The organism is Stenotrophomonas sp. NRRL B-14846, assembly GCF_050473585.1.
Lineage (GTDB): Bacteria > Pseudomonadota > Gammaproteobacteria > Xanthomonadales > Xanthomonadaceae > Stenotrophomonas.
This window is the reverse complement of record NZ_JBFLUN010000022.1, coordinates 1,705,437-1,730,355: the sequence shown is the minus strand read 5'-3', so window position 1 is coordinate 1,730,355 and position 24,919 is coordinate 1,705,437. Positions and strand designations below refer to the sequence as shown.

Here is a 24,919-nt window from a genome sequence, read left to right as displayed (position 1 = left end):
GATGGCATTGTTCGACTACCAGGCCGCCAACGCGCAGGGCCGCATCGAGAAGGGCCAGTTGGACGCCGACAGCCCGCGCGGCGCGCGCCAGGTGCTGCGCGGTCGTGGGCTGACGCCCGTGCAGGTCAGCGCGGCGCGCAGTGCGGGCAGTGGCTGGGGCACGCGCCGGCTGTCCGCCAGCGAGCTGGCCTGGGCCACGCGCCAGCTGGCCAGCCTGCTGGCCGCGAGCCTGCCGTTGGAAGGCGCATTGAGTGCGGTGATCGAACAGGCCGAGCGCCCGCATGTGGCCCAGGCACTCACCGCCGTACGCGCCGACGTGCGTGCCGGCCAGCGCCTGACCGTGGCATTGGCTGCACGGCCACGTGATTTTCCGCCGATCTACCGGGCGCTGGTGGGCGCCGGTGAGGACTCCGGCGATCTGGCACGGGTGATGGAGCGCCTGGCCGACTACATCGAAGAACGCAATGCGCTGCAGGCCAAGGTGCTGACCGCCTTCATCTACCCGGCGGCGATCAGCCTGGTGTCAGTGGCGATCGTGATCTTCCTGCTCAGCTACGTGGTGCCGCAGGTGGTGACCGCATTCGTGCAGGCGCGGCAGACGCTGCCGATGCTGACCCAGGTGATGCTGGCGGCCAGCGCGTTCGTGCGCAGCTGGGGCGTGTGGGCAGGGCTCGGCATCGCTGCGCTGGTGGTGGCATGGCGGTTGGCGTTGCGGCGGCCCGAACTGCGCCTGCGCTGGGACGCGATGCTGCTGCGGGTGCCCATGGTCGGACGCTTCGTGCTGGGCGTGAACAGTGCGCGCTTCGCCTCGACGCTGGCGATCCTGCTGGATGCGGGCGTGCCGCTGCTGCGTGCACTGGAAGCAGCGCGACAGACCCTGGGAAACGCGCTGCTGGCGCGCTGTGCCGATGATGTGGCTGCGCGCGTACGCGAAGGTGCGGCACTGGGTGCGGCGTTGAAGGTGCAGAAAGTGTATCCGCCGATCCTGGTGCACCTGGTGGCCAGCGGCGAGAAGACCGGTTCGCTGGCGCCACTGCTGGACCGCGCTGCACAGACGATCTCGCGCGAGATCGAGCGCCGCGCGATGGCACTGACCGCACTGCTGGAACCGACCATGATCCTGGTGATGGGCGGCGTGGTGTTGACGATCGTGCTGGCGGTGCTGATGCCGATCATGGAAATGAACCAGCTGGTGCAGTAGATCCACGCCATGCGTGGATGGATCGCGCGACGCGCGTCACATGCGGTGCATCCACGCATGGCGTGGATCTACTGATAGCTGGATTTCTCCACACAATCCTCCACACCTTTTTTCGATCTTCCACAGGTTTCTTAAGCGGCCTGTCATCGGCGCGGACCAGCATGGACACGTCGCCGCAGAGTGGGCTGGGAGGCCCTCGGCGGCAGCAGGCGTGTAGTGACCGTTCCTCCCTTGGTGTTTCCCTTCGCAGTAAACCCTTCAGGAGAAGATCATGAACAAGTACAAGACCCTGGCCGCGCTGGTTGCCACCGCGCTGCTCGCCACCGCCGGTGCCGCTTCGGCCCAGCAGTCCCTCGTCAATGGCGGCGGCGCTTCGCTGCCGGCCGATCTGTACAAGGGCCAGGCCGACAGCATCCTGCCGTCGAATTTCAGCTACGCCGTGACCGGTTCGGGCACCGGCAAGAAGGCGTTCCTGGAAAACAAGATCGCGCTGTTCATCCCGACCGGCACCGGCAACGTCCACTTCGCTGGCAGCGACTCGGTGCTGAGCCAGACCGAAATCGATACCTACAACGCCACCTACAACTCCGCGACCTCGACCACCAAGTTCGGTCCGCTGCTGCAGATGCCGTCCGTCGCCACCTCGGTCACCATTCCGTTCAACAAGGCCGGCTCGGCCGTTGACCTGACCGTGGCCCAGGCCTGCGGCATCTTCTCGGGCAAGATCACTGACTGGGCCGACACCGGCACCGGCCGCACCGGCCCGATCCAGGTCGTCTACCGTGGCGAGAGCAGCGGCACCAGCGAGCTGCTGACCCGCTTCCTGACCAGCGCCTGCCAGCCGGGCGACGTTGCCGGCACCAACCTGAAGCTGACCAACGGTGCGCCGGCCTTCTCGGTGCAGTCGACCTTCGCCAACCTGTTCACCGCCGTGCCGTCGAACTTCATCGCCGCGCCGGCCACCGGTGGCACCGCGCTGTACAACGCGGTGTACGCTGCTGACGGCCGCATCGGCTATGTCGGCCCGGACGTGATCCCGAACCTGCAGGACGCGACCAAGGTTGCCAAGCTGAAGGGCTACTCGCCGGATGAAGTGAGCGTTGCTGCCACCCTGAACACCATCGCTCCGCCGTCCACGGCTGCCGACATCGCCAACCCGGCCAAGTGGGTGCCGGTGTTCACCAACCCGTCGGCGGGCTATCCGATCGCTGGCTACACCAATCTGGTGTTCGGCCAGTGCTACCGCGTCGCCCTGGCTCGCAATGCGATCCGCGACTTCCTGCAGAACCACTACAACGTGGGCGCTACCGGCAACAACGATGCTGCGGTGCGTGCGCACGGCTTCATCCCGCTGACCCAGGACTGGCGTGAAGCGGTTGCCGCCAACCTGGTTTCCTCCTCGGCCACCACCGGCCTGAGCAACGCCAACACCTGCACCACCGGCGTCGGCCGCTGATCCAGGGGTACTGTTGAAAAGGGCGCCGGCCGCAAGGCCGGCGCCTTCTTGCGTGTCAGTCCCTGGCTGGACCAGCAGACATGATGCGGCGGTCAGCGCGCATCGGTTCGTTCCACCCGGTATCACCTGGGTCGACGCGATCCGCACCCGGTTCGCCGTGGCGGGCGTGCCGACGGGCTTGAACAGCCGAGTACCTGTGCAGGCAACGGTCGCCCTTGACGTGGCCATGCCGCTGAAACGGCATGAACAGGCGCCGGCGTGATTGCCGGCGCCTTCTTTCATTGTGGCGAGCGCTTTCTTGATGTCGGCTTCACGCCTCCAGCCTCGTCTAACAGGGGCAGGGCACCGATCGCCCCATCCATCAGACAGTGATGCGGCTGCGGCCGCCCAATCAGGTTGACGAGGTTCAGATGTCGCACGCGCTCACGACCGTTTCCCGTCCGTCCATGCTGCGCCGCAGTCACCCGATGGCGTGGGCCGTCGCGGTCGCGCTGGGTACGGTGATCGCCCCCGCCAGCCAGGCCCAGCAGGCGTTCAGCCCGGGCTGGTTCGCTGATCGCGGTGCGGCCCAGGGCGCGGCGGCGCAGAGCGGGCGCATGCCCAACGGGGTGCCGATCCAGTTCCAGTTGCCAGCGCAGCAGCAGGACGCCGCACGCCAGAAGCTGCAACAGTCCATCGACAACCTCGGAACCGCCGCGCAGGCCATCGCGCTGCAGCAGCGGCTGCAGGAACAGGCCCGGCAGGCGCGTCGGGAGGCCGGCTTCATCGTGGCCGACGGGCTGGGCAAGGACGGCCTGAAAGTCGATGAGAACCCGCTGACCCGCGGCTGGTTGAATGCGCGCGAGGCGATCCAGTCCCAGGGCAGTGATGGCCGGGTCCAGGTGAGCGTGGAGCAGACGGCGGACAAGGCAATCCTGAACTGGGAAACCTTCAACATCGGTGGCAACACCACGCTGACCTTCCAGCAGAATCCGGATTGGGCGGTGTTGAACAGGGTCAACGACCCCAATGCCCGGCCCAGCCAGATCCTCGGCCAGCTGAAGGCCAATGGCACGGTGTTCGTAGCCAACCGCAATGGTGTGGTGTTCGGCAACAACAGCCAGGTCAACGTCCGTAACCTTGTCGCCGCTGCCGCACGCATCAGCGATGGGCAGTTCCGCGACAACGGCCTGTTCAGTGCCGACGGCACCACCGCCGCGCTGACCGAGGCCTTCGGCAAGGTGATGGTGGAGCAGGGCGCACGCATCGCCACCCACGAACCTTCAAGCGCCACCCGCGGCGGCGGCTACGTGCTGCTGGCCGGCAGCAGCGTGGAGAATGCCGGGCAGATCGAGACGCGCAAGGGCCAGGCGCAGTTGGCGGCGGGCGACAGTTTCGTGATCCGTCGCGGTGTCGGCACCGCGCAGAACACCGCGTCGACCACGGCCGGCAATGAGATCGCACCACGCTTCGTGCAGGGCAGCAGCGCTGGCGACGTGCGCAACAGCGGCCTGATCCAGGCGCGCGAGGGCGACATCACCCTGGCCGGGCGCAGGGTCGAGCAGGCCGGGGTTGCCGTCGCCACCACCACGCTGGGCCAGCGCGGCACCATCCATCTGCTCAACGCGATCAGCGACCGCCAGGGCCAGGTGACGCTGAACTCCGGCGCGACGACCGCAGTGCTGATCGAGGACGATGGCAAGAGCGTGGTGCTGGACAGCCAGCGTGACGCGTTGATCAAGTCCTCGGCGGAGCAGGATGTGCTGCGCGCGGCAAGCAGTGCTGGCACGTTCGACAACCTGTCGCGGCTGCAGGACCGTCGTGACCAGTCGCGCGTGGAGATCGTCTCCGGTGGCGACATCAATTTCAAGGATGGCTCGTTGACCCTGGCGACCGGCGGCCAGGTGGTCAGCGACGCGGCGCGTCGCAGCTACGTGGGCAACGCGGCGCAGGTCGATGTCTCCGGCGCGGTGGGTGTGCGCGTGGCGATGGAAAGCAACAACGTGCAGGTGAAGGTGCAGGGCAACGAACTGCGCGATTCGCCCGACAACCGCGACAATGGCACGCTGATCAGCAGCGAGGTCTGGATCGATCGTCGCGAACTGCAGCACGTCGCGGCCGGTACCGGTGGCTATGCTGCTGACCGCTGGTACGCCGGTGGCGGCCTGCTGGAAGTGGGCGGCTACCTGGACAACCAGGGCCACTCGATCGGCGAATGGGCGGCCCAGGGCGGCACCGTGCAGCTGGGCGGCAGCGAAGTGGTGACCCATGGTGGGTCGAAGATCAACCTGGCCGGTGGCAGCCTGGATGTGCAGTCCGGCGTGATCAAGCAGAGCTGGCTGCGCGGCACCGATGGGCAGCTGTACCGCCTGGACGACGCGCCGGCGGAGATGCAGTACGCCGGCCTGTACAAGGGATTCGAGGTCGATCACCAGCGCTGGGGCGTCAATGAAGCCTTCCGCAATCCGCTGGTGGCGCCGGGCGAACGGGTCGACAACGGCTATACCGTTGGGCGTGATGCCGGCCGGCTGGTGGTCTCCGCGCCGACTGTGGTGCTGCAGGGTGACATCAACACCCAGGCGTTCCAGGGCGCACAACAGGCCAAGGCACCGGACCAGGGCAAGGATGGCTACGCGCAGGCACAGACGGCAGTGGCACGCAATGCGCAGCTGTGGCTGGGGCGCTATGACAACGCGGGGCGCAATGCGGTCTTTGATACCCAGGTACGCGTCGTTGAAGGTGCGGTGCCCGTCGCTGACTGGACACTGCAGGCACCGATCCCGGTTCAGCAGCGCAACACCCTGTGGCTGGACGCGGGCCGCCTGAGCGAACAGCAATGGGGGCGCCTGGACCTGGCCACCGCCGGCAGCATCGCCATCGATGGGAAGCTGCGCCTGCAGGATGGCGGGCAGCTGGTGCTGACCGCCAGCGACGTTCGCCTGGGCGGTGATATCGGCATCGCGGGTGGTCAGCTGCAGGCCGGCAATCTGCTGGCCGTGGCTGGCAACCCTGTGACTCCGCTGCTTCAGGCTGGGCGTGGACGGGTGGAGATCGTCGACGGTGCACGCATCGACCTTGCCGGCCGTTGGAGCAATCTGCTGCTGGACCCCAGCGCGGCGCAGGGCCAGGCGTGGAGCGATGGCGGTCGCCTGCAGCTGGAGAACAGCCATGACGTGGTGGTCGGGCGTGGCAGCGATCTGAGTGTTGACGCCGGCGGCCGTGTCGACAGTGCTGGAAAGGCGCGCATCGGCAAGGGCGGCAGCGTCAGCCTGCAGGCCAACACTCTGGACAACGCTGGAGGGAATGTTGGCCGGCTGACGTTGGCCGGGGACGCACGCATCAGCGCGCTGGGCCAAGGCAGTGGCAGCCTGTCGCTGACGGATGGCGGGCACATCCGCATTGGTGGTGACGACCAGGCATCCGGCGTGCTGACGCTGCGCAGCGCGCTGTTCGGCAGCGGTTTCAGCCAGTACGACATCAATGCGCAGCAGGGTCTGGAAGTGGCCGATGGTGCGCAGATCGAGGTGGTCATGCCGGGCCTGCGCCTGGCCAGCGACGCGCTGAAGGCCGTTACCCGCGAGGGCGCGGTGCAGGCATGGTTGGCCCCGCTTTACAGTGCCGATCCGGTGAGTGGCCGCATCAGCCAGCGTTCCGGTGCGGGTCTCCTGCTGCGCTCGCAGTTCGGTAACCGTGGCGGTGATCTGCGCATCGGCAAGGGTGCAAGCGTGCAGGTTGATCCGGCACAGTCCATTGAACTGCGCGGCGCGGGCAACATCGCCGTGGAGGGGCGCCTGCATGCGGCCGGCGGCCGGATCCGGCTGGATGACGTGCGCACGGCCATCGATCTGTTTGACGGCCAGCCCAACAGCCGCACCTATCGCATCGCGGAGGGGGCGGAACTGGATGTCAGTGGTGATGCCTTCAGCGTGAAGGATTCAGCACAGCGGCTGCGCGGGCTGGCACGCAAGGGCGGCAGCATCGAGATTGGTGGGGCCTTGGACTGGGAAGGCGCCGGCGACGTCAGCGATCGTCCGGTGGACGCGTTCATCGTGGTTGAGCGGGGCGCGCGGTTGCGTGCCGACGGCAGTTCAACGGCGTTGCATATCGATGGCCAAGGCACGCAGCAGGTGGACAGCGATGGTGGCGAGATCGTGCTGCGCTCGGCCAATGCGCTCTACCTGCAGGGCAACCTGCAAGCCGCGGCCGGTGGTGCAGGTGCGCGCGGCGGCACCCTGGGCATCGCCTTCGGCGGCGGTGTCTACGCACCCAACGCAAGCGCTCTGGTGCGGGCACCCAGATTCCTCGCCCTCAGCCAGAATCGGGAGGAGAAGCCCATGCCGGCGACGCCCGCATACGGCGATGCGAGGTTGTCGGTGGAGCAGATCCGCGACGGTGGGTTCGACAACCTGTCGCTGTTCACTGCGGTGCGCAGCGAAGGCGACATTGACCTGCGTATGGGCCAGAGCCTGCGCCTGGCAGGCTCTGTTGGCGTCATGCCGGGTGCTGCAGCGGCCCGAACCATCACCCTGCGGGCGCCCTATCTGAAGCTGTCCAGCCCGAGTTGGGCCGTGATTCCCGGCGAAACCACCGTGGGCAGCGCCGACGTGCCACTGGCATCGGCACGGCAGCACCGACTGCAGGCCGACGCGCAGCTGATCGATGTGCGCGACACCGTGCGGCTGGATGGGTTTGACGACGTCGCCCTGCACAGCAGCGGTGATGTGAGGCTCCTGAAGGGCAATCCCCGCGCGGGTGCGATCGATGCCGAGCTGCTTGCAGCGCGGCGCATGGAGGTCACCGCGGCACAGATCTATCCGGTGAACGGTGCGTCCGGTCGCCTTGGCGCTGGCCTGGATCCGGTCGCCGTCTCGTCCGATCCGCGCTGGAAGGATGCGGCCGGCGTGCTGCGCATCAATGGCCTGGGGGGCGCTGCACCGATCACGCCTCCGTCGGCGCTGGGCAGCCTGATGCTCACCGCAGCGACCGTCGAGCAGGCGGGCGTGGTGCGCGCACCGATGGGCAGCATTGTGCTGGGTGGCACCGACAGCAACAGCGTCCTGGCCTCCCGTGTCTCGTTGCTGCCGGGGAGCGTGACCTCGACCAGCGGCGCCGGCCTGAGCCTGCCCTACGGTGGCACGGTGGATGGCATCCAATGGCGCCTGGAGGGGGCAACCGTTGCGCCGAGGAATGTAGGCGGTGGCGCGTTGCCGGTCGGCATCCGCCTGGTCAGCAGCGAGACCGCGGTGGCACCGGGTGCGGTGCTGGACATGTCCGGAGGAGGGGAGCTGACCGGTGCGGCCTTTGTCAGTGGCCGTGGCGGTTCGGTGGACATCCTGCGGAATGCATTGGCTGATGCGAATCCGCGTTATGGCTTCAGCCAGTCGGGCAATGAGGTCTACGCCATCCTGCCGGGCTTCGCAGGCAGCGCTGCCCCGCTGGGCCTGTCCGATGGCTCGGCCGATCCGGCCGTGGGCCAGCAGGTCGTGGTGCCCACGGGTGTACCAGGCCTGGCAGCGGGTACTTATACGCTGCTGCCCGCCAGCTTTGCGTTGCAGCCAGGCGCGTTCCGGGTCGAGCTGGGCGCCAGTGGCGCGACCGGCACCACAACCGCGTTGGCCACCGGGACCGGCTCATGGCGGGTCGCCGGCCATCGCACCAATGCACTGGGCGGTGCGGTGTCACCGTTGCTGACGGACCTGTTGCTGACCCCGGCTGCGGCCGTGCGACGGCACTCCGGTTACAACGAAACCAGTTACAACGCCTTCGTGGCAGCCAGCGCGCAGCGACTGGGCCTGCCGCGCGGGTGGCAGACGGTCGATGCGGGCATGCTGCGGCTTGAGCTCGGCGCGGGTGCCGGCCGTCAGGGGAGCTCTGCGCTGCGCTTCGAGGGTGAGGCACGCTTCCAGCCCGCCGCCGGCAGTGGCGGCATGGGGGGCAGCGTGGAGGTTGCACGCATCAGCCAGGTCGGCGCGCTGGAGATCATTGCAGCGGGCGGCAAAGCTGCTGCAGACCGGCAGGGTGCGACCATCGAAGCCGACGCGCTCAATGCGCTGCAGCCTTCGCGACTGGTCATCAACGCGCGGGTACGTTCGGTTGCACCGTCCACCATTGATGTCATGGGCGTTGGCCAGGACGTGGTGGTGCGCAGCGGCGCCGTATTGCGCGCGCCGGAAGTCCTGATTGGCGCGGTTGACGGTGGGCGCGGCATCGTCATCGAGGCCGGGGCGGGAATCGATACGATCGGCCTTGGCGCCGCCGGGCTGCCTTCAAGCCTGGGCTATGTCTACCAGGTGGGTGGCGGGCTGTTGGCCGTCTCCAATGACCACCCCGAAGTACTGGCACCGGCGACAGGAACGGCCGGAACCCGCGTCGACATCGACATTGGCGCCTGTGATCCGGGGGCCACCTGCGCTGGCCAGGCCCGACTGGTGTCGGAGGGAAGCATCAATGTTGCATCGAGTGGGCAACTGCAGCTGCGCGAGGGCGCCGTGTACGGCACACGCGAGCTGGCGCTGGGCATGGGCAACATCAACCTGGGTACGGCCGAGGCCATCGCCCGCGCGGCAGGGGCATCGGCGCTGCCACCGGGCCTGATGCTCAACCAGCAGGTCCTGCGCGATCTGCTGCGTGGCAATACAGCCGTCGGCGCGCCTGCGCTGGAGACCCTGCGCCTGAATGCGGCCGAGGCGATCAACGTATTCGGCAGTGTGGAGCTGGATACACGGGATGCGGCCACGGGCAAGCCGAACCTGCGCAGCCTGGTGCTGGGCGCACCGGCAATCCACGGGTATGGCGACAGCAATGATCGCGCGCGCATCTTTGCTGCGGAACTGACCTGGTCCGGGCAGCAGGGCGCTTCGTCGGTGCTGGGTGATGCGAAGGCACAGCCGGTCGGGCCCGCGATCGCCAACCGGTTGGGAAGCGGGCAACTGGAAATCATCACCGATACGCTGCGATTGGCGCCGTCACCGCGCTCGCGTCCTTCGTCGGAAGCCCTGGCCGGGCGCCAGGTGCTGGGCTTTGCCGGAGTGAGCCTGCAGGCCTCGCGCCAGCTGGTGTTTGCCGGTAGCGGCGATCTGGCGGTCTACCAGCGCCAAGGCGACTACGAGGCGGGCAAGGGCTGGGCCTTCAGCGGTGGCAACCTGGACATCCAGGCGCCGCTGATCACTGGTGAGGCCGGTGCCAAGCTGTCGATGAAGACCGGAGGCACACTGGCCGCGTACAGCACCGCTGCCGGTGGCAGCGCCGACGCACTGGGCGCCGAGCTCGACCTGCGCGCCGGCAACATCGTGCTGGATACGCGGATCGCGCTTGCTTCCGGCCGGTTGTCGGCCAGCGCCGACCATTCATTGCGCCTGGGCAGCAGCGCCGACCTGGACCTTTCAGGGCGCAAGGTCAGCCTGTTTGACGTCGACAACTACAGTTGGGGCGGCGATGCGGAGCTGGCCGCAGGCGACGGCAGCGTGCAGACCGACGTGGCCTCGCGCATCGATCTTTCTGCCCGCAACAATCGTGCTGGCCGCCTGACCGTGACCGCACTTGGTGCCGGTGATGGGCGCGTCGACCTGGCTGGCCGGATACTTGGCCAGGCCTCGGGCCGCCAGGACATGGGTGGCAGCGTGGTGCCCTACGACAGCGGCGAACTGGTCGTCCGTGCGCAGCAACTGCAGGATTTCAGCGGTCTGAACCAACGCCTGACCCGCGACGGCGTGACCGGAGCACGCAGCTTCCAGCTCAAGCAGGGCGATCTTCTGATCGGCGACGAGGTGAAGGCACGCAAGGTTGATATCAGTGTCGATGGTGGCGCACTGCGGGTTGGCGGGCGAATCGACGCCAGTGGTGAGCAGGTGGGCAGCATCCGCCTGGCGGCGCGTGACGGCCTGCAAGTGGATGGCACGCTGGATGCGCATGGCACCGCGCTGCGCGTGGACAGCTACGGCGGCATCATCGACAGCCCCAACCGTGCCATTGTCGAGCTGGAAAGCCGCACGGGGACGCTGGTACTCGGCCCTGCTGCCAGGATCGACCTGCGCAGCGGCACCGGCGTGGCGGTGGGCACGGCGCCGGGACAGAACGATGGACGGGCGCGCGGTACGCTCGCGCTGAACGTGCCGCGCAGTGGCGGATCGGATGCAGCGATCCGCAGCGATGCAGGGTTGCAGGTGGCGGGCGCACGCGACGTGTTCGTCACCGCGGTACGTCGTTACGAGGATGCACCGCTGGCGACCACGCCGGATGTGAACGGGCATCGCTCACAGATGGTCACGCAGACCTGGCTGGATACCGTGGTGGATCCGGCCAGTACGGCCTGGATGAACGCGGCGCTGGCCAACACCGATCTGTCGGCGCGCCTGGCTGCCCTGGGTAGCGTGCGCCTGCGTCCGGGCGTGGACGTCATTGGCGTGGCGTCGGCCGCCAATCCCGAGGGCGACCTGACCGTCAGTGGTGATCTTGACCTGTCCGGCTACCGCTATGGGCCGCAATCCAACCGCCTGGATCCAGCACGCCGCGGATTCGGTGAAGCCGGCGCGCTGCGCCTGCGTGCGGCGGGCGACCTGAATGTCTACGGCAGCATCAACGACGGCTTTGCGCCGCCGCCGACCAGCCCGGATGATGCGGGCTGGCAACTGGTCGAGGGCGCGGTGTTCGGCCTGGGTGTCACCCCGTTCGGCGCTGACCTGGTGGTTCCCGGCGATGGCGTCGTGCTGGACATCGGCACCCGGTTCCCGGCCAGCGCGGTGCTGAATTACGCCATCCAGGTGCAGGCAGTGAAGTTGCCGGCGGGCACGACGTTGCCGGTCGACATGACGCTGACCGGGCCCCTGGTGTTGCCCGCAGGCACTGTGCTGCCGGCGGCGGTCACGCTCGTTGGTGGCCAGGTGCATCCGGCAGGCACCGTGCTGGCGCAAGCGCTGTCGGTGCCGGCCGGAGCAAAGCTGTCTGCGGGCTTCCAGCTTCGCGGGGAAGCCAACGTTGCCGCGCACACCTGGCCGGCCGGCGTGCCGTTGCCGATCGAGCTGCGCCTGGCCGCGCGCACGCCGTTGGCGCGCGGCGCACTCATTCCCTCGATGGCTACGGTCAAACTGCCAGGGGGCACGCCGATCAAACTGCGGCCGACCGGCAGCGACGGACGCCAGGGGCGCAACTGGGCGTTGGCGCAGATGCTGCCCGAAGGCACCAGCTCCTGGGACGTGTCGCTCGTCGCCGGCGCCGACACGGACGCTGCCGACCCGCGTGCGCGCCGCTTCGGTGCAAGCGGTGACCTGACCCTGGCCGACACGCACTACGGTGCGATCCGCGATGCCAGCAAGCAGATGAAGTTCATCCGCGACCGGCTGTTGACCGCGGACGGCGCGCAACGCCTGGGGGTTGACGGCTCCTGGGTGGGCCGGACGATCAAGGACCTGGCCGCGCACCTGGGGCGTGACGAGGATGCACTGTGCAGCGTGGCTGCAAGCTGCATCACCTCGCCGTACATCTTCACCGACCTGGGCGCGGAGGAACTCGCGGGCGATCCGTCCCTCGCGGGAACCAGCGTCAGGGAGTTCGGCGAGATGATCGGCATGACCGAGGAAGCCATCTGCGGGCAGCTAAGCGATGGCTACTGTCTGATGCCGGGCGAGACGCGCGAAGTCACGACGATGGGCCCGCCACGGCATGGCACACCGATGTGGAGTGTGTTGCGTACCGGCACCGGCGATCTGCAGTTGCTGGCGGCGCGGGATGTGCAGATGCGTTCGGTCTTCGGTGTGTACACGGCAGGCACGCCTGCATCGTTGGGCAACGGACATGACGAGCGCTTCCAGTCCGAGCGCAGTCCCCTGAACGGGCGCAGCGCGCTGCTGGGCCTGCAGCAGGCCACCGGTGACTATGATGCGGCGCTGGCCGCCTACCGTGCGTGGTATCCCGACCACGGTGGCAATCTGAGCGTGATTGCCGGCCGCGACGTGACCGGGGCAACCTGGGCGACCCTGTCGTCCGCAGGTACCGATCGTGACAAGGCGGACAGCGCCAGCAGCGCCGTCGGCGGGTGGTTGTGGCGGCAGGGCACCGGCAATGTGGCCGGCGTGGAGCCGGTGGCGAGCAGCTGGTGGGTCAACTTCGGTACCTATGCGATCACGGGAACGACGGCGACGTCGACGCCACGCATGGTTGGATTCACCGGAATCGGCACGCTGGGTGGTGGCAATGTGGATATCGAAGCCGGACGCAACGCGGGCGTCACGGCGGCCAAGGGCGATGCACAGGGAGTGCTCGGCGGTGGACGCTATTCGACGGCGATCAATGCGGCAGTAGCTTCGACCGGTCGTGTCGACGATGGCCGCCTGGTGCAGACCGGCGGTGGCGATCTGCGCCTGCGCAGTGCTGGCGCGCTGAACCCGCTGCTGGCTGCCACCTCCTACTCACAGGCCCAGAACCAGCAGAATCCCGAGCTCAACGGCACGCTGGTGAATCTGCGTGGCCATCTCAGCGTCGAGGCAGCCCGGATCGGCGGCAGCGCCGTGGGACCGAACGACTACCAGGCCATCGCCAACGGCCTGCGCACGATGGATCCCTATCGGTCGACCACCAGTGCAGCCATGGGTGGGCCGGTGCTGGTGCTGGGAGATTCGGTCGCGGATCTGAGGGCGCGCGGCGACGTGGTGCTCTCGGCCGCCGCCGACGCCGGCCGGGTGAGGTTGTTCAATGGGAACGTGGTGACCGCAGATGACGGTACGCGACTGCTGGGCGTTGGCGGATTCTCGCTCTGGACACCGTCGACGGCCATCAACCTGTTCTCTGCCGGCGGCGATGTGGTGCCGATCGCGCAGCGGACCATTGAACCCATAGGCGATGGCAATGCGGAACGGACCGTCAGCGGCGCCACCTATTGGATCTATCCTTCGCGACTGCAGGTAGTGGCTGCGAGCGGCGACATCAAGTTGTCGCGCGCCGATGCGTCGAGCGTGCTGCTGACGGCACCGGGTGCCAACGGCAACCTGCAGATGCTTGCCGGCCGCTCGATCCTGGCCACCAGCGATGCGCCGGCGATCAGCAGTTCCGGTGCTGACACCCGTCTGCCATCGCCGTTTGATCCGGCGTTCAGCGCCTTCACCGCCGGCGGTACGCTGCGGCTGACCAATCTGTCGCAGGATGGCACCGTGGTGCCGTACCAGGCAGGAAGCACGGACGCCAGCCCGCTGTTCGCCTTTGGTCCGAACCGGCCGATGCTGAGTACGCCGCGATCCGGTGGGACGCAGCCGAACCGCTTCTACGCCGGCAGTGGCGACATCATCGGCCTGCGTACCGGCGGCGAATGGGCGTTGGGCACCAGTCCGGAGATGATGCGCACGGTTGCCACCTGGTACGACGTGGCCGCGCCGGTCCAGCTGCGCGCGGGTACGGACATCCTCGGCAGTGCAGTGATGGCGCTGAACAATGGCGGCACGGATATGACGGTTGTACAGGCGGGCCGCGACATCGTGCATACCAACGTGACCGTGTTCGGCCCAGGGAATGTCGATGTCAGTGCAGGCCGCCAGCTCCGCCAGGAAGACAGTGGCAGCATCGTGAGCCGTGGCGGCCTGATCCAGGGCGACACCCGGCCGGGTGCCAGCATTGCGGTGACCGCCGGCAACCAGTACATCGCGTTCGACGCCGTGCGCGCCCGCTACCTGGATCCGGCCAACCTCGCCGACCCGGCGCAGTCGCTGGCATCGCAGCCCAGCAAGGCGGTGAAGATCTACGACAAGGAGCTGAAGCAGTGGCTGCAGCAGCGCTTCGGCCTGGCCGTCGATGGCGCCGAGGCCCTGGCCGCGTTCGACCGCTTGCCGCAAGAACAGCAGCGCATCTTCCTGCGCCAGGTCTACTATGCAGAACTGCGTGAGGGTGGCCGCGAGTACAACGATCGGACTGGGCCGCGCGTTGGTTCCTATCTGCGTGGACGCGAGGCCATCGCCACGCTGATGCCGGACAAGGATGCAACGGGAGCGACGATCCAGCGCACCGGCGATATCGTGATGTACGGTGGCTCCGGCGTGCGCACCGAGGCGGGTGGCAACATCGAGCTGATGGCGCCGGGAGGGCAGATCGTGCTGGGCGTTGCCGGTGAAGTGCCGCCGGCCAGCTCTGGCCTCATCACGCAGGGCCAGGGCGACATCCGACTGTTCAGCCAGGACAGCGTGCTGTTGGGCCTGTCGCGTGTCATGACGGCCTTCGGTGGTGACATCCTGGCCTGGACCGAGCAGGGCGACATCAACGCCGGCCGCGGCTCGCGTACCACGCTGCTGTATACGCCGCCGCGACGGATCTACGACAACTGGGGCAATGTGCTGCTGTCGCCGCAGGCACCGGCCACCGGCGCCGGCTTTGCGACGCTGAATCCGATTCCCGAAGTGCCGCCGGGCGACGTCGACCTGATCGCGCCGTTGGGCACCATCGATGCGGGCGAGGCCGGTATCCGCGTCTCCGGCAACATCAACCTCGCCGCGCTGCAGGTGCTCAACGCGGCCAACATCCAGGTACAGGGCGAGAGCAAGGGCCTGCCGGTGCTGGCATCGGTGAACGTCAATGCGCTGGCCTCGGCCAGTGCGGCAGCCAACAGCGCCAGCCAGGCGGCACAGGATGTGATGCGCAAGAGCCAGGACGAGGCACGGCGCAACCAGCCGTCGGTGATCAGCGTGCAGATCCTGGGCTTCGGCAGCGGCACCAGCAGCATCACGCCGCCGGCGCGTGGCACCACCGCCAACAGCGGTTACGACGCCGACAGCGCGTTCCAGTTCCCGCAGGCCAGCCGCGACGACGGCACGCAGCGCCGGTAGGTGCCGACCCTGGTCGGCACGATCGCGGCCAGCAGTAGATCCACGCCATGCGTGGATGGGACTGACCAGGAAGAACGGACAGCATCGGGCCAGCCGCCAGGGAACGGTGGCGGCCCCAGCCAGGACGGCACGGAGGGCAGGGAGCGGCCATCAGCGGTGAGGACCACCGACACAGCGCCGCCGGGTGCAGGAGAGCACCCGGCGGCAGGAGGGCAGGGGATCCATGCCATGCGTGGATGCCGGGGCTGGCCTCAGTGCCGACCAACGGTCGGCACCCACCAGGGCAGGCTCTGCAGTAGATTTCACACCATCACCCGAACAGGCTCTGCAGTAGATCCACGCCATGCGTGGATGCGGTACCACGACCGGATCCTACAACTCCAGCACCCGCCGGTAGCTCAGCGGCCCACGCCCATCGCGCAGGCCCAACCGCAGTTCAAGTCCGGTGGCCGGCAATACCTCGCCTTCGCTTGGCAACACGGCCCATCCCGTTCCAGGCTGCCACGCCCGCACCTCGAACCGCTGCACATCCCTGGCCACCGCAATACCTTTCGACGGATCCGGTGCGGGCAGGGGATAGCGGTCCATAGCCGCACCACTGGCCCGCCACAGCGTGTTGCCCTGCCGCCACCAGCGCACCCGCTGCCAGCGCAGCCCATCACTGTCTACGCTGCGGGTGATTTCCAGCGCAAAGCTGCCATCCGGATGCCGTTCGCTCACCAGCGAGGGGGGCAGCAGTCGCTGCGGACGATCTGCCGGGCGCACCGCGCCGTTCATCAGCGCGTCGTCGGCACGCATTTCGATATCGCGCTGGAACTGCTGCAGCACGCGCAGTGCCGTCGTGGTCTCGGCATCGGCCCGGCGCAGGCGCTGGTCGCTGCTGGCCACGCTGTCCAGCGCACGCCAGCAGATCAGTGCCAGCACGCCCATGATGGTGATCGCGATCATCACCTCGATCAGGGTGAAACCTGCTGCCGTACGCTTCATTGCGCCGCCGTCCACGGTAGCTGCATCCGGGCCAGCGACTGCCGCGGTGCATCTTCGGCCACCACGCTCAGTTCCAGTTGCGGCTGGCTGTCGCTGCCGGTGCCGAGATGTTGCAGCACCAGGAACGTGCTGCGCCCCTGCACGCAGCGCAGTCGCGCATCCTGCGGTGGCTGCCCGGCCAGGCGCAGCTCCTGCCAGCGGTCCTGCGCGCACAACAGCGCCAGGCGACGGTCGCGCAGGCGTGACTGATCGTCGGTGGCCACCGCGACCGAGCGCATCACCGCAGCCAGCGCAACCGAAACGATCGCCAGTGCGATCAGCACTTCGATCAGGGTGAATCCGCGCATGTTCCGCTTCACTGCACGACCTGCAACTGTCCGCTGCCATCGTCACGAAGACGCAGCTGGCGGCCCTGCAACGACAACGTCAGTTCCCATGCCACGCCGATCCACTCCGGGCTCAGTTCAATCGGCGTGGCCGGCTGCACCACGATGCCCGCCGGTTGCCAGGGCTGTGGGCGCAGCAGGTCGTCGCGTTGCACATCGACCCAACGGGCACCCTCGCGGCGGCTGAACCGGTAGCCGGCGGCGTCGGCCTGCCAGCGCAGGGGCCGGCCATCGATGCGGGCCTCGTCGCGCGCCACCTGCAGGCGCTGCGCCAGTCGCTCGCCTTCCTGCCGCAGCTGGCGCGCGGGGTCGAGCAGGCTGCCCAGGCCCAGGCCGATGCCCGCCGTGCAGATGCCGATGATCACCAGCACCACCATCAGTTCCAGCAGGGTGAAACCACGCGGGATGTGTCGCATCGACATCGCCTCCTGTCCCTTGCCGATGCGTGCCAGCGTAGGCCCGCATGATGAAACAAAAGCGTCAGCCGCACCTGCTAGCGTAGGCGGACACGAACGTGGCGATGATGCGGAACATGGACGGCAGGCGCTGGGATCGGAATCGGATGTTGACCCTGCTGGCGGCAACGCTGCTGCTGGCCGTGGTGGCCTATTGGAGCGTCACTCTGTCTGCGGTGGCGCCTACGGCGGCGGCCAGCGAAGCGCATGCCGAGGCGCCGGCACGGCCGCTGTTCGATGCAGTGGCCAGCCTGCCGCTGGTGCGGCTGCTGTCGCCCGGTGCAGTGCAGACCGAGGTGGTCGTGCTGGGCGTGATGGCGGGTGACCATGCGCCCCTGGCCCTGCTGTCGGTGGATGGACGCCCGCCGGAGGCGTACGCGCCCGGCCAGCGGTTGGGGCCGTGTACGGTGCTGGCCAGCATCAACGCCAACGCGGTGGAACTGAACCAGGCCGGGCAATCGCGCAGCCTGCCGGTGCCTGCGCTGCCACCGGTGCCGACCGATGGCATCGTGCCGGCCGTTCCGCAGGGTGGCGCTCCGTAGCGCCGAGCCCTCGCCCGGCTGCGTCTGGAAGAACAGTCGAGCATGGCTCGACTCTACAAAATCCAGTCGAGCATGGCTCGACTCTACAGAATCCTGCCGAGCACGGCCGCGGGTCTGCAGCTGCGCAGGTTCAGCGCGCCGGGCGCTGCGGCACCACCGAACGTCCGAAGGCATCACCCATGCGCTGTCGCGTGCCCTCCAGGTTGTACTGCATCAGCTGGTTGCCGGGCTGCCGCATCAGGCGTTCGGCTTCAGGCAGCGCCGCTGACTTCGCCGATTTCGGCGCCGGGGCCAGTTTGCGTTGCAGGCACTCCCAGGCGGGGATGCGCTCGCCGTTGACCTGTACTTCGATGCACGGCGCGGCATCGTCCTGCTTCTTCGCCTCGTCGGCCCAGGCCGTTGGCAACGCCAGCAACACGGCAAGGGCGAGGGCAGGGCGAACGCCCGCCTTCAACGGCTCACTCATCTCGAATCTCCTGCGACAACCGGCGCTCTGCAATGAAGACGTGTGGCGAGGGCAGTCTCCGCCCGCGAATGTTCCGGCGCTGTCAAAAGATGACAGTGCTGTCACAAAACTGTTGGCGGTTTTGACGCGACGTGCACGTCCTGTTGGTAGACCCACGCGCCGCTCCCTGGCCACTCCCTTCGATACGACGCGATGCCTTCGATGACTCCTGTTCCGTGCCGAGCCGTCCGCCTTCCGCTGCGCCTGCATCCGCTGGTGCTGGCTCTGGCCGCGATGCCGCTGCCATTGTTCGCGCTGGAGGCGGCGCCTGCGCCCAGCGTGAACATCAATGAATACATCGTGCGCGGCAACACCGTGCTCGATCCGCGCCAGATCGAGCGCGCGGTGGAGCCGTTCCTCGGCCCAGGAAAGACCCTGGCCGATGTCGAAAAGGCGCGCGATGCCGTCCATGCGCTCTACCAGCAGGCGGGCTACCAGTCGGTCTACGTTGAGCTTCCCGAGCAGCAGGTCAGTGGCGGCGTGGTGCTGTTGAAGGTGCAGCAGACGCCGATCGGCCAGCTGCGCGTGGTCGGCACCCGCCACGAATCGCCCGAACGCATCCGCGATCGCGTGCCGGCGCTCGCCGAGGGCAAGGTGCCTGATTTCGACCAGGCGCAGAAGGAACTGACCGCGCTCAATGAAGGCGGACGTCGCCAGGTGATGCCCCTGGTGCGCGAAGGCCAGGTGCCGGGCACGATGGATGTGGACCTGCAGGTCGAGGAGAAGTCGCCGTGGCGCGCCAGTGCGGCGCTCAACAACGACCACAGTGCCGACACCGAGAAGCTGCGCCTGAGTGCGTCGCTGGCCTACGACAACCTGTGGAAGCGTGGGCACAGTGCCAATATCGGCGTGTACCTGGCGCCGGAAGACACGAAACAGGCCAAGGTGTTCTCGGCCTCGTACACGATGCCGTTCGAAGGCACGCCGTGGAGCCTGGAAGCGTCCGGCTACAAATCCGACAGCCGCGTGCTGAACGCGGGTGGGCAGGTGGGCACCGGCACCGGTACCAACGTGATCGGAAACGGTCACTCGATCGGCCTCAAGCTCAACTACCGCCTTGCCGGCAGCAGCCAGTGGTGGCGCCAGCTCAGCCTTGGTGTGGATTTCAAGGACACCGAGGAAGACACGCAGATGGGCAAGGACAGCCTGAAGACGCCGCTGAAGTACGCGCCGATCACGCTGGCCTTTGTGGGCGTGCGCCAGGGCGAACAGGATCAGCTGAGCATCAATACCCAGCTGGTGGCCGGCACCCGCCGCCTGTTCGGCTACGGCAGCGACGCCACCGCCTTCGGCCAGAAGCGCTATTGGGCCGACCCGAGCTTCGTGGCCTTCAAGGCCGACGTGGCCAACACCCACACCTTCGGCAACGACTGGCAGTGGTACGCGCGTGGCTCGCTGCAGGTGACCGACGCGCCGCTGGTGTCGGCCGAGCAGTTCGCCGCCGGCGGCATGTACACCGTGCGCGGCTACCTGTCGGCCGAGGCGATCGGCGATTACGGCGGCCTGGCCAGCCTGGAATGGCGCACCCCGGCGTGGTCGCTGTGGAGCGGCACTGATCTGCGCGTCTACAGCTTTGCAGACGCTGCCTACCTGCGCCTGCGCCAGCCACTGCCCGAACAGCGTGACAAGTACAACCTGGCCTCGGTCGGCCTGGGCGCGCAGCTGCGCCTGGGCGAGCACCTGCAGCTGCGCCTGGACTACGCCTGGCCCTATGCCGATGGCCCGGTCACGCGCAAGGACGACCCGCGCCTGCATTTCAACATCAGCACCAGCTACTGACCCTTCCCTTGAACATGCGTTCTCCGGAGACCCTTCGCATGGACCGTTTGCTTTCCCGAGTGTTGCTGCTGCTGGCCGCGCTGGTTGCGTTGCCTGCTGCTGCGGCCGATGCCAATTGGTGGCAGGCCGAATGGAAGTACCGCAAGCCGATCACCGTCGACGCCGGCCCGCAGGGCGCGGGCCTGGCCGGTGACCCGGGCCGCACGCCGCTGCTGCTGCGCCTGCATACCGGCAACTTCGGTTTCGACGGTACCCAGGACGCGGGCAACGACCTGCGTTTCGTGTCGGGCGATGGCCGCACCGTGCTGGCCCATCAGATCGAACAGTTCGATCCCAAGCTGGGCCTGGCCCTGGTCTGGGTGGACGTGCCGGCAGTCAGCGCTGCCGCGCCGCAGACGATCTGGATGTACTACGGCAATGACAAGGCACCGGCCAGCGGCAACGGCCAGCAGGTGTTCGACCCGGACTACACGCTGGTCTACCACTTTGCCGAGGCCAATGCGCCGGCGCGCGACACCACCGCTTATGGCAACAACGCCGGCGCCGTCGTGCCGCCGTCCGAGGGCGCGGTGATCGGTCGTGGCGTGCAGCTGGGTGCGGGCCCGCTGCCACTGCCCGCCAGCGCGTCGCTGGCGCAGGAAGCGGGTGCGCCGCTCACCGTTTCGGCCTGGATCAAGCCGGGCGGCAACAATGCGGCTCAAGCGATCTACGCCCGTCGTGATGGCACGTCCGAGCTGGTGCTGGGTATCGAAAACCGGGTGCCGTTCGTGCAGCTCAACGGCCAACGCAGTACGCCTGCGCAGCCGATTCCGGAAGGGCAGTGGGCGCACGTCGCGCTGACGGCGGACAAGGGCGCGTTGCAGCTGTACCTCAACGGCCGTGTGGTGGCACAGCTGAGCGGCGAGCTGCCGGCGCTGGGCACCGCGCCGGTGGTCGGTGCCGATGCCCCGGGTGCGGCGCAGCCGCTGGCCAACTTCGAAGGTGCGCTGGATGAGCTGCGCGTCTCGCGGGTGGCACGCCCGGCCGCGCTGCTGCTGGCCGACGCCACCGCGCAGGGCGCCGATTCACGCCTGATCAGCTACGGTGCCGACGAGCAGTCGGCCGGCCAGAGCCACTTCGCCTTCATCCTCAAGGCGATGCCGTTCGATGCCTGGGTGGTGGTCGCCATCCTTGGCCTGATGATGCTGCTGTCGTGGGCGATCATGATCGCCAAGAGCCGCCACTTCGGCCGTACCAGCAAGGCCAATGCGGTGTTCACCGAGAGCTTTGGCAAGCTGTCCGGCGTGCCGCTGCGCACCCTGTCGGACATGGATCGCCAGGGCAAGGCACCGACCGCCATGCACGATGGTTCGTTGTGGCGCATCTACCAGGTGGCCATCGATGAAATGCAGCAGCGCCATCAGCGCGACGGCAACAGTGGCTACCTGAGTGGCGCCACCATCGCCGCGATCCGCGCCTCGATGGATGCGGTGATGGTGCGCGAGCAGGAAGCGATGGCGCGGCGCATGAACTGGCTGTCGACCACCATCGAAGGTGCGCCGTACGTGGGCCTGTTCGGCACCGTGATCGGCATCATGCTGGTGTTCGTGGTGGCGGCGATGGCCGGCGCGGTGGACATCAACTCGGTGGCGCCAGGCATGGCGGCGGCGCTGCTGTGTACCGCTGCCGGCCTCGGCGTCGCGATCCCGGCACTGTTCGGCTACAACTACCTGGGTGCGCGTGCCGAAGCGATCGGTGCGGACATGGCGGTGTTCATCGACGAGTTCGCCGCGCGCCTGGCCGAAGAGCAGGACGGGCGCGGCCCGGCCGCGGTCCAGGGCTGAGGGGCGCGCCATGGGCCAGAAGGCGAAGTTCGGCATCAAGAAGCGCGAGAAGGGCATCAACGTGACGCCCTTCGTCGACGTGCTGCTGGTGGTGCTGGTGATCTTCATCCTGACCAGCAACGCCTCCATTCCCGGCATCGAGGTCAACCTGCCGAAGGCCAGCAACAGTGTGGCGCTGGAGAAGCCGAAGACCAAGGCGATCACCATCGACCCCAGTGGCCAGGTGTTCCTGGATGCCTACCCGGTGACGATGGCCGAGCTGGAAGACCGGCTGCGTACCGAACGCGCGACCACGCCGGATTTCCCGGTGATCGTGCGCGGTGACGCGCAGGTGCAGTACGCCCGCGTGGTCGAGGTGCTGGACCTGCTGCGGCGCCTGGAGCTGGCCCAGGTGGGCCTGGTCACCGGCAAGGCGCAGGGCTGAGGCATGACGGCCCATCAACCCCCTCGACCGGAGCCCGGCATGCGCGGTCGCGCGTTGCTGGTGACCGTCGCGCTGGTGCTGGTCGCGTTGCTGGTGCTCGGCGTCGCACTGTGGTGGCTGCTGTTCAAGGACACCGCCAGCACCCGCCGGCCGGTGGTGCAGCCGCCGATGCTGGCGCTGCCACCCCCTCCGCCGCCGCCCCCGCCGCCCCCGGAAAAGCCACCGGAGCCGGAGACGCCGCCGGAAGAGACGATGCCCGAACCGGAGCCGCTGGATCAGCCGACGCCGGCCGAGGAGCCAACGCCGACGCCGGATAACAGCGATCCGGTGACGATGAATGCCGATACGCAGGCCGGCGGAGACAACTTCGGCATCCAGTCCGGCAGCGGCGGCGGTTCATCCGGCGTCGGCCGTGGCGGCGCCGGCAACGCCACCTACGGCCGCTACCTGGGCTACCTGATGCAGCAGGCCATCTCGCGCGACGACAAGGTCAAGCGCCTGGCATTCCAGCTGCAGGTGAACGTATGGCTGGCCAGCGATGGCCGCCTGGAGAAGGTCGAGCTGGTACGCGGCAGTGGCAACGAGGAGGCCGACGCGGCCGTGCTCGATGCCCTGCGTCGCATCGGCAAGGTCGACCAGGCACCGCCGCCGTCGCTTGATTTCCCCGCCCGCGTCCTGATCCAGGGCCGCCGGCCCGGGGCCTGATTCCCGACCTCCGTGATTTCCCTTCTTTCGATGAGAACCGTGATGAACGACCACGTCCGCGCACGAACCGACTCCCGCCGCCCGCGGCCGGCCCGACGGGCGCTGCTGTGCTGCGCCGTGCTGCTCAGCCTGGCCGCCCCGGCCGGTGCGATGGCCGCCGAAACCACCATGGTCAAGCTGATCAAGGGCCTGATCGCCAGCGGCGCACTCAAACCCGAAGACGGCCAGGCACTGCTGGTACAGGCCGAGGCCGAAGCAGCGGCCGCACAGCGCACTGCGGCCACGGGCAGCACCGCCGCCAGCGGTGGCGTGGCCCTGGAGGCTGGTGACGTGCGCGTGCCGTACGTGCCGCAGAGCGTGCGCGACGGTATCCGTGACGAAGTGCGCCAGGACGTGATGGCGCAGGCAAAGTCGGAAGGCTGGGCGGCACCCAACGAAGTGGCCGAGTGGACCAAGCGCATCAAGGTCACCGGCGATGTGCGCGTGCGCAGCGAGTCGCGCTTCTTCTCCGAACGCAACAGCGACATCGTGAGCAACTGGTCGTCGATCAATTCCGGCAACGGTTTCGACACCAACACCAACACCAACCTGCAGCTGCCGCCGCTGCTGAACACCCGCCAGGACCGTCGCAACCTGTGGCGCATCCGCGCCCGCCTCGGCATCGAGGCGATGATCGGGCAGCACACCACGGCCGGCGTGCGCCTGGCCAGCGGCAGCAGCAATGGCCCGGTGTCGACCACCGAGCAGCTGGGTGGCGGCCTGAGCAAGAAGGATGTGTGGCTTGACCAGGCCTGGCTGGCCTACAGCCCGGCAGACTGGGTGACGGTGCGTGGCGGCCGCTTCGGCAATCCGTTCTGGACCAGCGACACGCTGTTCTCCAACGACCTCAACTTCGACGGCCTGGCCGCCAACCTGAAGTATGACTTCGACGGTGGCGACCTCGACCTGTTCGGCAACCTCGCGGTGGTGCCGCTGGAATACACCTCCGACAGTTCGCCCAGCCAGAGCCGGGTCAAGACCCCGAACGAGAACAAGTGGCTGTCCGGCGCGCAGGTGGGCGTGAACTGGCGCTTCAACGACGACAACGCGCTGCGCGCGGCGCTGGGTTACTACGACTTCAAGAACATCAGCGGCCGCCTGTCCTCGCCGTGCGCGCTGTATGCAGGCGCGGTCGGCTGCGACACCGACTGGTCGCGCCCGGCGTTCATGCAGAAGGGCAACACCCTGATGCTGATCCGCGACATCGCGCGCAATCCGCTGGACCCAGCCAACACGCCGACCCCGCAGTATGTTGGCCTGGCTTCGGCGTTCCGCCTGGCCACGTTCAACCTGCGCTGGGATACGCAGCTGGCCCAGGGCGTCGGCCTGCGCCTGGATGGTGACTACATCCGCAACCTGGCCTACGACAAGCAGGCCATGTTCAATCGTGCCAACAACGGCATCGTCAACAACTACGGCGCCGGTGGCACCGCCAGCATCGATACCTTCCGCAGCGGCGACACCGCGTGGATGGTGCAGGCCACCTTCGGTGCCACCGAGCTGAAGGAGAAGGGCCAGTGGCAGGCGCTGCTGGGCTATAAGCACATCGAGGCCGACGCGCTGCCCGATGCCTACAACGACCCGAACTTCCACCTCGGCGGCACCAACGCCCGCGGCTACTACGTGGGTGGTGCCTATGCGCTGGATGCGCGCAGCTGGATCAGCGGCAAGTGGATGGCGGCCAAGGAAGTGTCCGGCGCGCCGCTGTCGATCGACGTGTTCCAGCTGGAGTTCAATACCGGGTTCTGAGTGGCCGGCGTGATGCGGATCACGTAGTACGTGGCGGGGGCGCAGCAATGCGCCCGTCTAAGGAAAGGAGACCACGCGTTGTTCAAAAG

The 24,919-nt window shown here is 67.9% G+C and carries 13 protein-coding genes; 9 read left to right on the top strand and 4 right to left on the bottom strand.

The features are described from left to right. The first annotated feature begins 1 nt into the window (after position 1). The 3 genes from gspF to AB1281_RS10160 all read left to right on the top strand — a co-directional run bounded on the left by gspF (position 2) and on the right by AB1281_RS10160 (position 15,436). Complete coding sequence (gspF, locus tag AB1281_RS10170) at positions 2–1,201, top strand: type II secretion system inner membrane protein GspF (protein WP_014037410.1); 1,200 nt, start codon at positions 2–4, stop codon at positions 1,199–1,201. Positions 1,202–1,472: 271 nt separating this feature from the next. Further along, entirely contained in the window at positions 1,473–2,657 is a 1,185-nt protein-coding gene (locus AB1281_RS10165) for a substrate-binding domain-containing protein (RefSeq protein WP_164117066.1), read from the top strand. A gap of 410 nt (positions 2,658–3,067) precedes the next feature. Then, positions 3,068–15,436: a filamentous haemagglutinin family protein gene (locus AB1281_RS10160; RefSeq protein ID WP_430345799.1), complete on the top strand. Its 12,369-nt coding sequence runs from the start codon at positions 3,068–3,070 to the stop codon at positions 15,434–15,436. A 372-nt stretch (positions 15,437–15,808) separates the two neighbouring features. Here the strand turns inward: AB1281_RS10160 and AB1281_RS10155 are convergent, their stop codons facing one another. Genes AB1281_RS10155 through gspH form a run of 3 tightly spaced genes read right to left on the bottom strand, consistent with a single transcriptional unit; the run spans position 15,809 to position 17,225 of the window. Continuing rightward, positions 15,809–16,423: a prepilin-type N-terminal cleavage/methylation domain-containing protein gene (locus AB1281_RS10155; RefSeq protein ID WP_430345798.1), complete on the bottom strand. Its 615-nt coding sequence runs from the start codon at positions 16,421–16,423 to the stop codon at positions 15,809–15,811. Then, positions 16,420–16,770 (bottom strand): type II secretion system minor pseudopilin GspI, encoded by a 351-nt coding sequence (gene gspI, locus AB1281_RS10150; RefSeq protein WP_430345797.1) that lies wholly within the window; start codon positions 16,768–16,770, stop codon positions 16,420–16,422. Before gspI ends, AB1281_RS10155 begins: the two co-directional genes overlap by 4 nt. An 8-nt stretch (positions 16,771–16,778) precedes the next feature. Then, on the bottom strand, positions 16,779–17,225 hold the full coding sequence (gene gspH / locus AB1281_RS10145) for a type II secretion system minor pseudopilin GspH (protein WP_075678343.1): 447 nt from the start codon (positions 17,223–17,225) through the stop codon (positions 16,779–16,781). A 104-nt stretch (positions 17,226–17,329) separates the two neighbouring features. Here gspH and AB1281_RS10140 point away from each other — a divergent pair, with 104 nt between their 5' ends. Further along, positions 17,330–17,806, top strand: a complete 477-nt coding sequence (locus tag AB1281_RS10140; RefSeq protein WP_430345796.1) for a hypothetical protein — start codon at positions 17,330–17,332, stop codon at positions 17,804–17,806. 130 nt (positions 17,807–17,936) lie between these two features. Here the strand turns inward: AB1281_RS10140 and AB1281_RS10135 are convergent, their stop codons facing one another. Further along, a complete protein-coding gene (locus tag AB1281_RS10135; protein ID WP_430345795.1) occupies positions 17,937–18,272 on the bottom strand; it encodes a hypothetical protein in 336 nt (111 codons plus the stop codon). Between the two features lie 201 nt (positions 18,273–18,473). Between AB1281_RS10135 and AB1281_RS10130 the strand changes: the two genes are divergently transcribed. From AB1281_RS10130 to AB1281_RS10110, 5 genes are read left to right on the top strand one after another with little or no spacing between them, the layout of a single operon-like run. Next, the gene (locus tag AB1281_RS10130; RefSeq protein ID WP_430345794.1) at positions 18,474–20,090 is read left to right on the top strand and encodes a ShlB/FhaC/HecB family hemolysin secretion/activation protein; all 1,617 of its coding nucleotides are present in this window, start codon (positions 18,474–18,476) and stop codon (positions 20,088–20,090) included. A gap of 38 nt (positions 20,091–20,128) precedes the next feature. After that, positions 20,129–21,913: a DUF2341 domain-containing protein gene (locus AB1281_RS10125; protein ID WP_430345793.1), complete on the top strand. Its 1,785-nt coding sequence runs from the start codon at positions 20,129–20,131 to the stop codon at positions 21,911–21,913. Positions 21,914–21,923: 10 nt separating this feature from the next. Beyond that, positions 21,924–22,337, top strand: a complete 414-nt coding sequence (locus tag AB1281_RS10120) for an ExbD/TolR family protein (protein ID WP_005409874.1) — start codon at positions 21,924–21,926, stop codon at positions 22,335–22,337. Positions 22,338–22,376: 39 nt separating this feature from the next. Further along, positions 22,377–23,042, top strand: a complete 666-nt coding sequence (locus AB1281_RS10115) for a TonB family protein (protein ID WP_430345792.1) — start codon at positions 22,377–22,379, stop codon at positions 23,040–23,042. A gap of 42 nt (positions 23,043–23,084) precedes the next feature. Further along, a complete protein-coding gene (locus tag AB1281_RS10110) occupies positions 23,085–24,830 on the top strand; it encodes a putative porin (protein WP_430345791.1) in 1,746 nt (581 codons plus the stop codon). The last annotated feature ends 89 nt before the right edge of the window (positions 24,831–24,919 follow it).

What these genes read in the sequence shown, in the direction of transcription:
- AB1281_RS10140 (WP_430345796.1), top strand. Translation starts at nt 17,330, where the DNA reads ATGATGCGGAACATGGACGGCAGGCGCTGGGATCGGAATCGGATGTTG.
- AB1281_RS10130 (WP_430345794.1), top strand. Translation starts at nt 18,474, where the DNA reads ATGACTCCTGTTCCGTGCCGAGCCGTCCGCCTTCCGCTGCGCCTGCAT.
- AB1281_RS10155 (WP_430345798.1), bottom strand. Translation starts at nt 16,423, where the DNA reads ATGAAGCGTACGGCAGCAGGTTTCACCCTGATCGAGGTGATGATCGCG.
- gspF (WP_014037410.1), top strand. Translation starts at nt 2, where the DNA reads ATGGCATTGTTCGACTACCAGGCCGCCAACGCGCAGGGCCGCATCGAG.
- AB1281_RS10120 (WP_005409874.1), top strand. Translation starts at nt 21,924, where the DNA reads ATGGGCCAGAAGGCGAAGTTCGGCATCAAGAAGCGCGAGAAGGGCATC.
- AB1281_RS10125 (WP_430345793.1), top strand. Translation starts at nt 20,129, where the DNA reads ATGGACCGTTTGCTTTCCCGAGTGTTGCTGCTGCTGGCCGCGCTGGTT.
- AB1281_RS10135 (WP_430345795.1), bottom strand. Translation starts at nt 18,272, where the DNA reads ATGAGTGAGCCGTTGAAGGCGGGCGTTCGCCCTGCCCTCGCCCTTGCC.
- AB1281_RS10160 (WP_430345799.1), top strand. Translation starts at nt 3,068, where the DNA reads ATGTCGCACGCGCTCACGACCGTTTCCCGTCCGTCCATGCTGCGCCGC.
- AB1281_RS10110 (WP_430345791.1), top strand. Translation starts at nt 23,085, where the DNA reads ATGAACGACCACGTCCGCGCACGAACCGACTCCCGCCGCCCGCGGCCG.
- AB1281_RS10165 (WP_164117066.1), top strand. Translation starts at nt 1,473, where the DNA reads ATGAACAAGTACAAGACCCTGGCCGCGCTGGTTGCCACCGCGCTGCTC.
- AB1281_RS10115 (WP_430345792.1), top strand. Translation starts at nt 22,377, where the DNA reads ATGCGCGGTCGCGCGTTGCTGGTGACCGTCGCGCTGGTGCTGGTCGCG.
- gspH (WP_075678343.1), bottom strand. Translation starts at nt 17,225, where the DNA reads ATGCGACACATCCCGCGTGGTTTCACCCTGCTGGAACTGATGGTGGTG.
- gspI (WP_430345797.1), bottom strand. Translation starts at nt 16,770, where the DNA reads ATGCGCGGATTCACCCTGATCGAAGTGCTGATCGCACTGGCGATCGTT.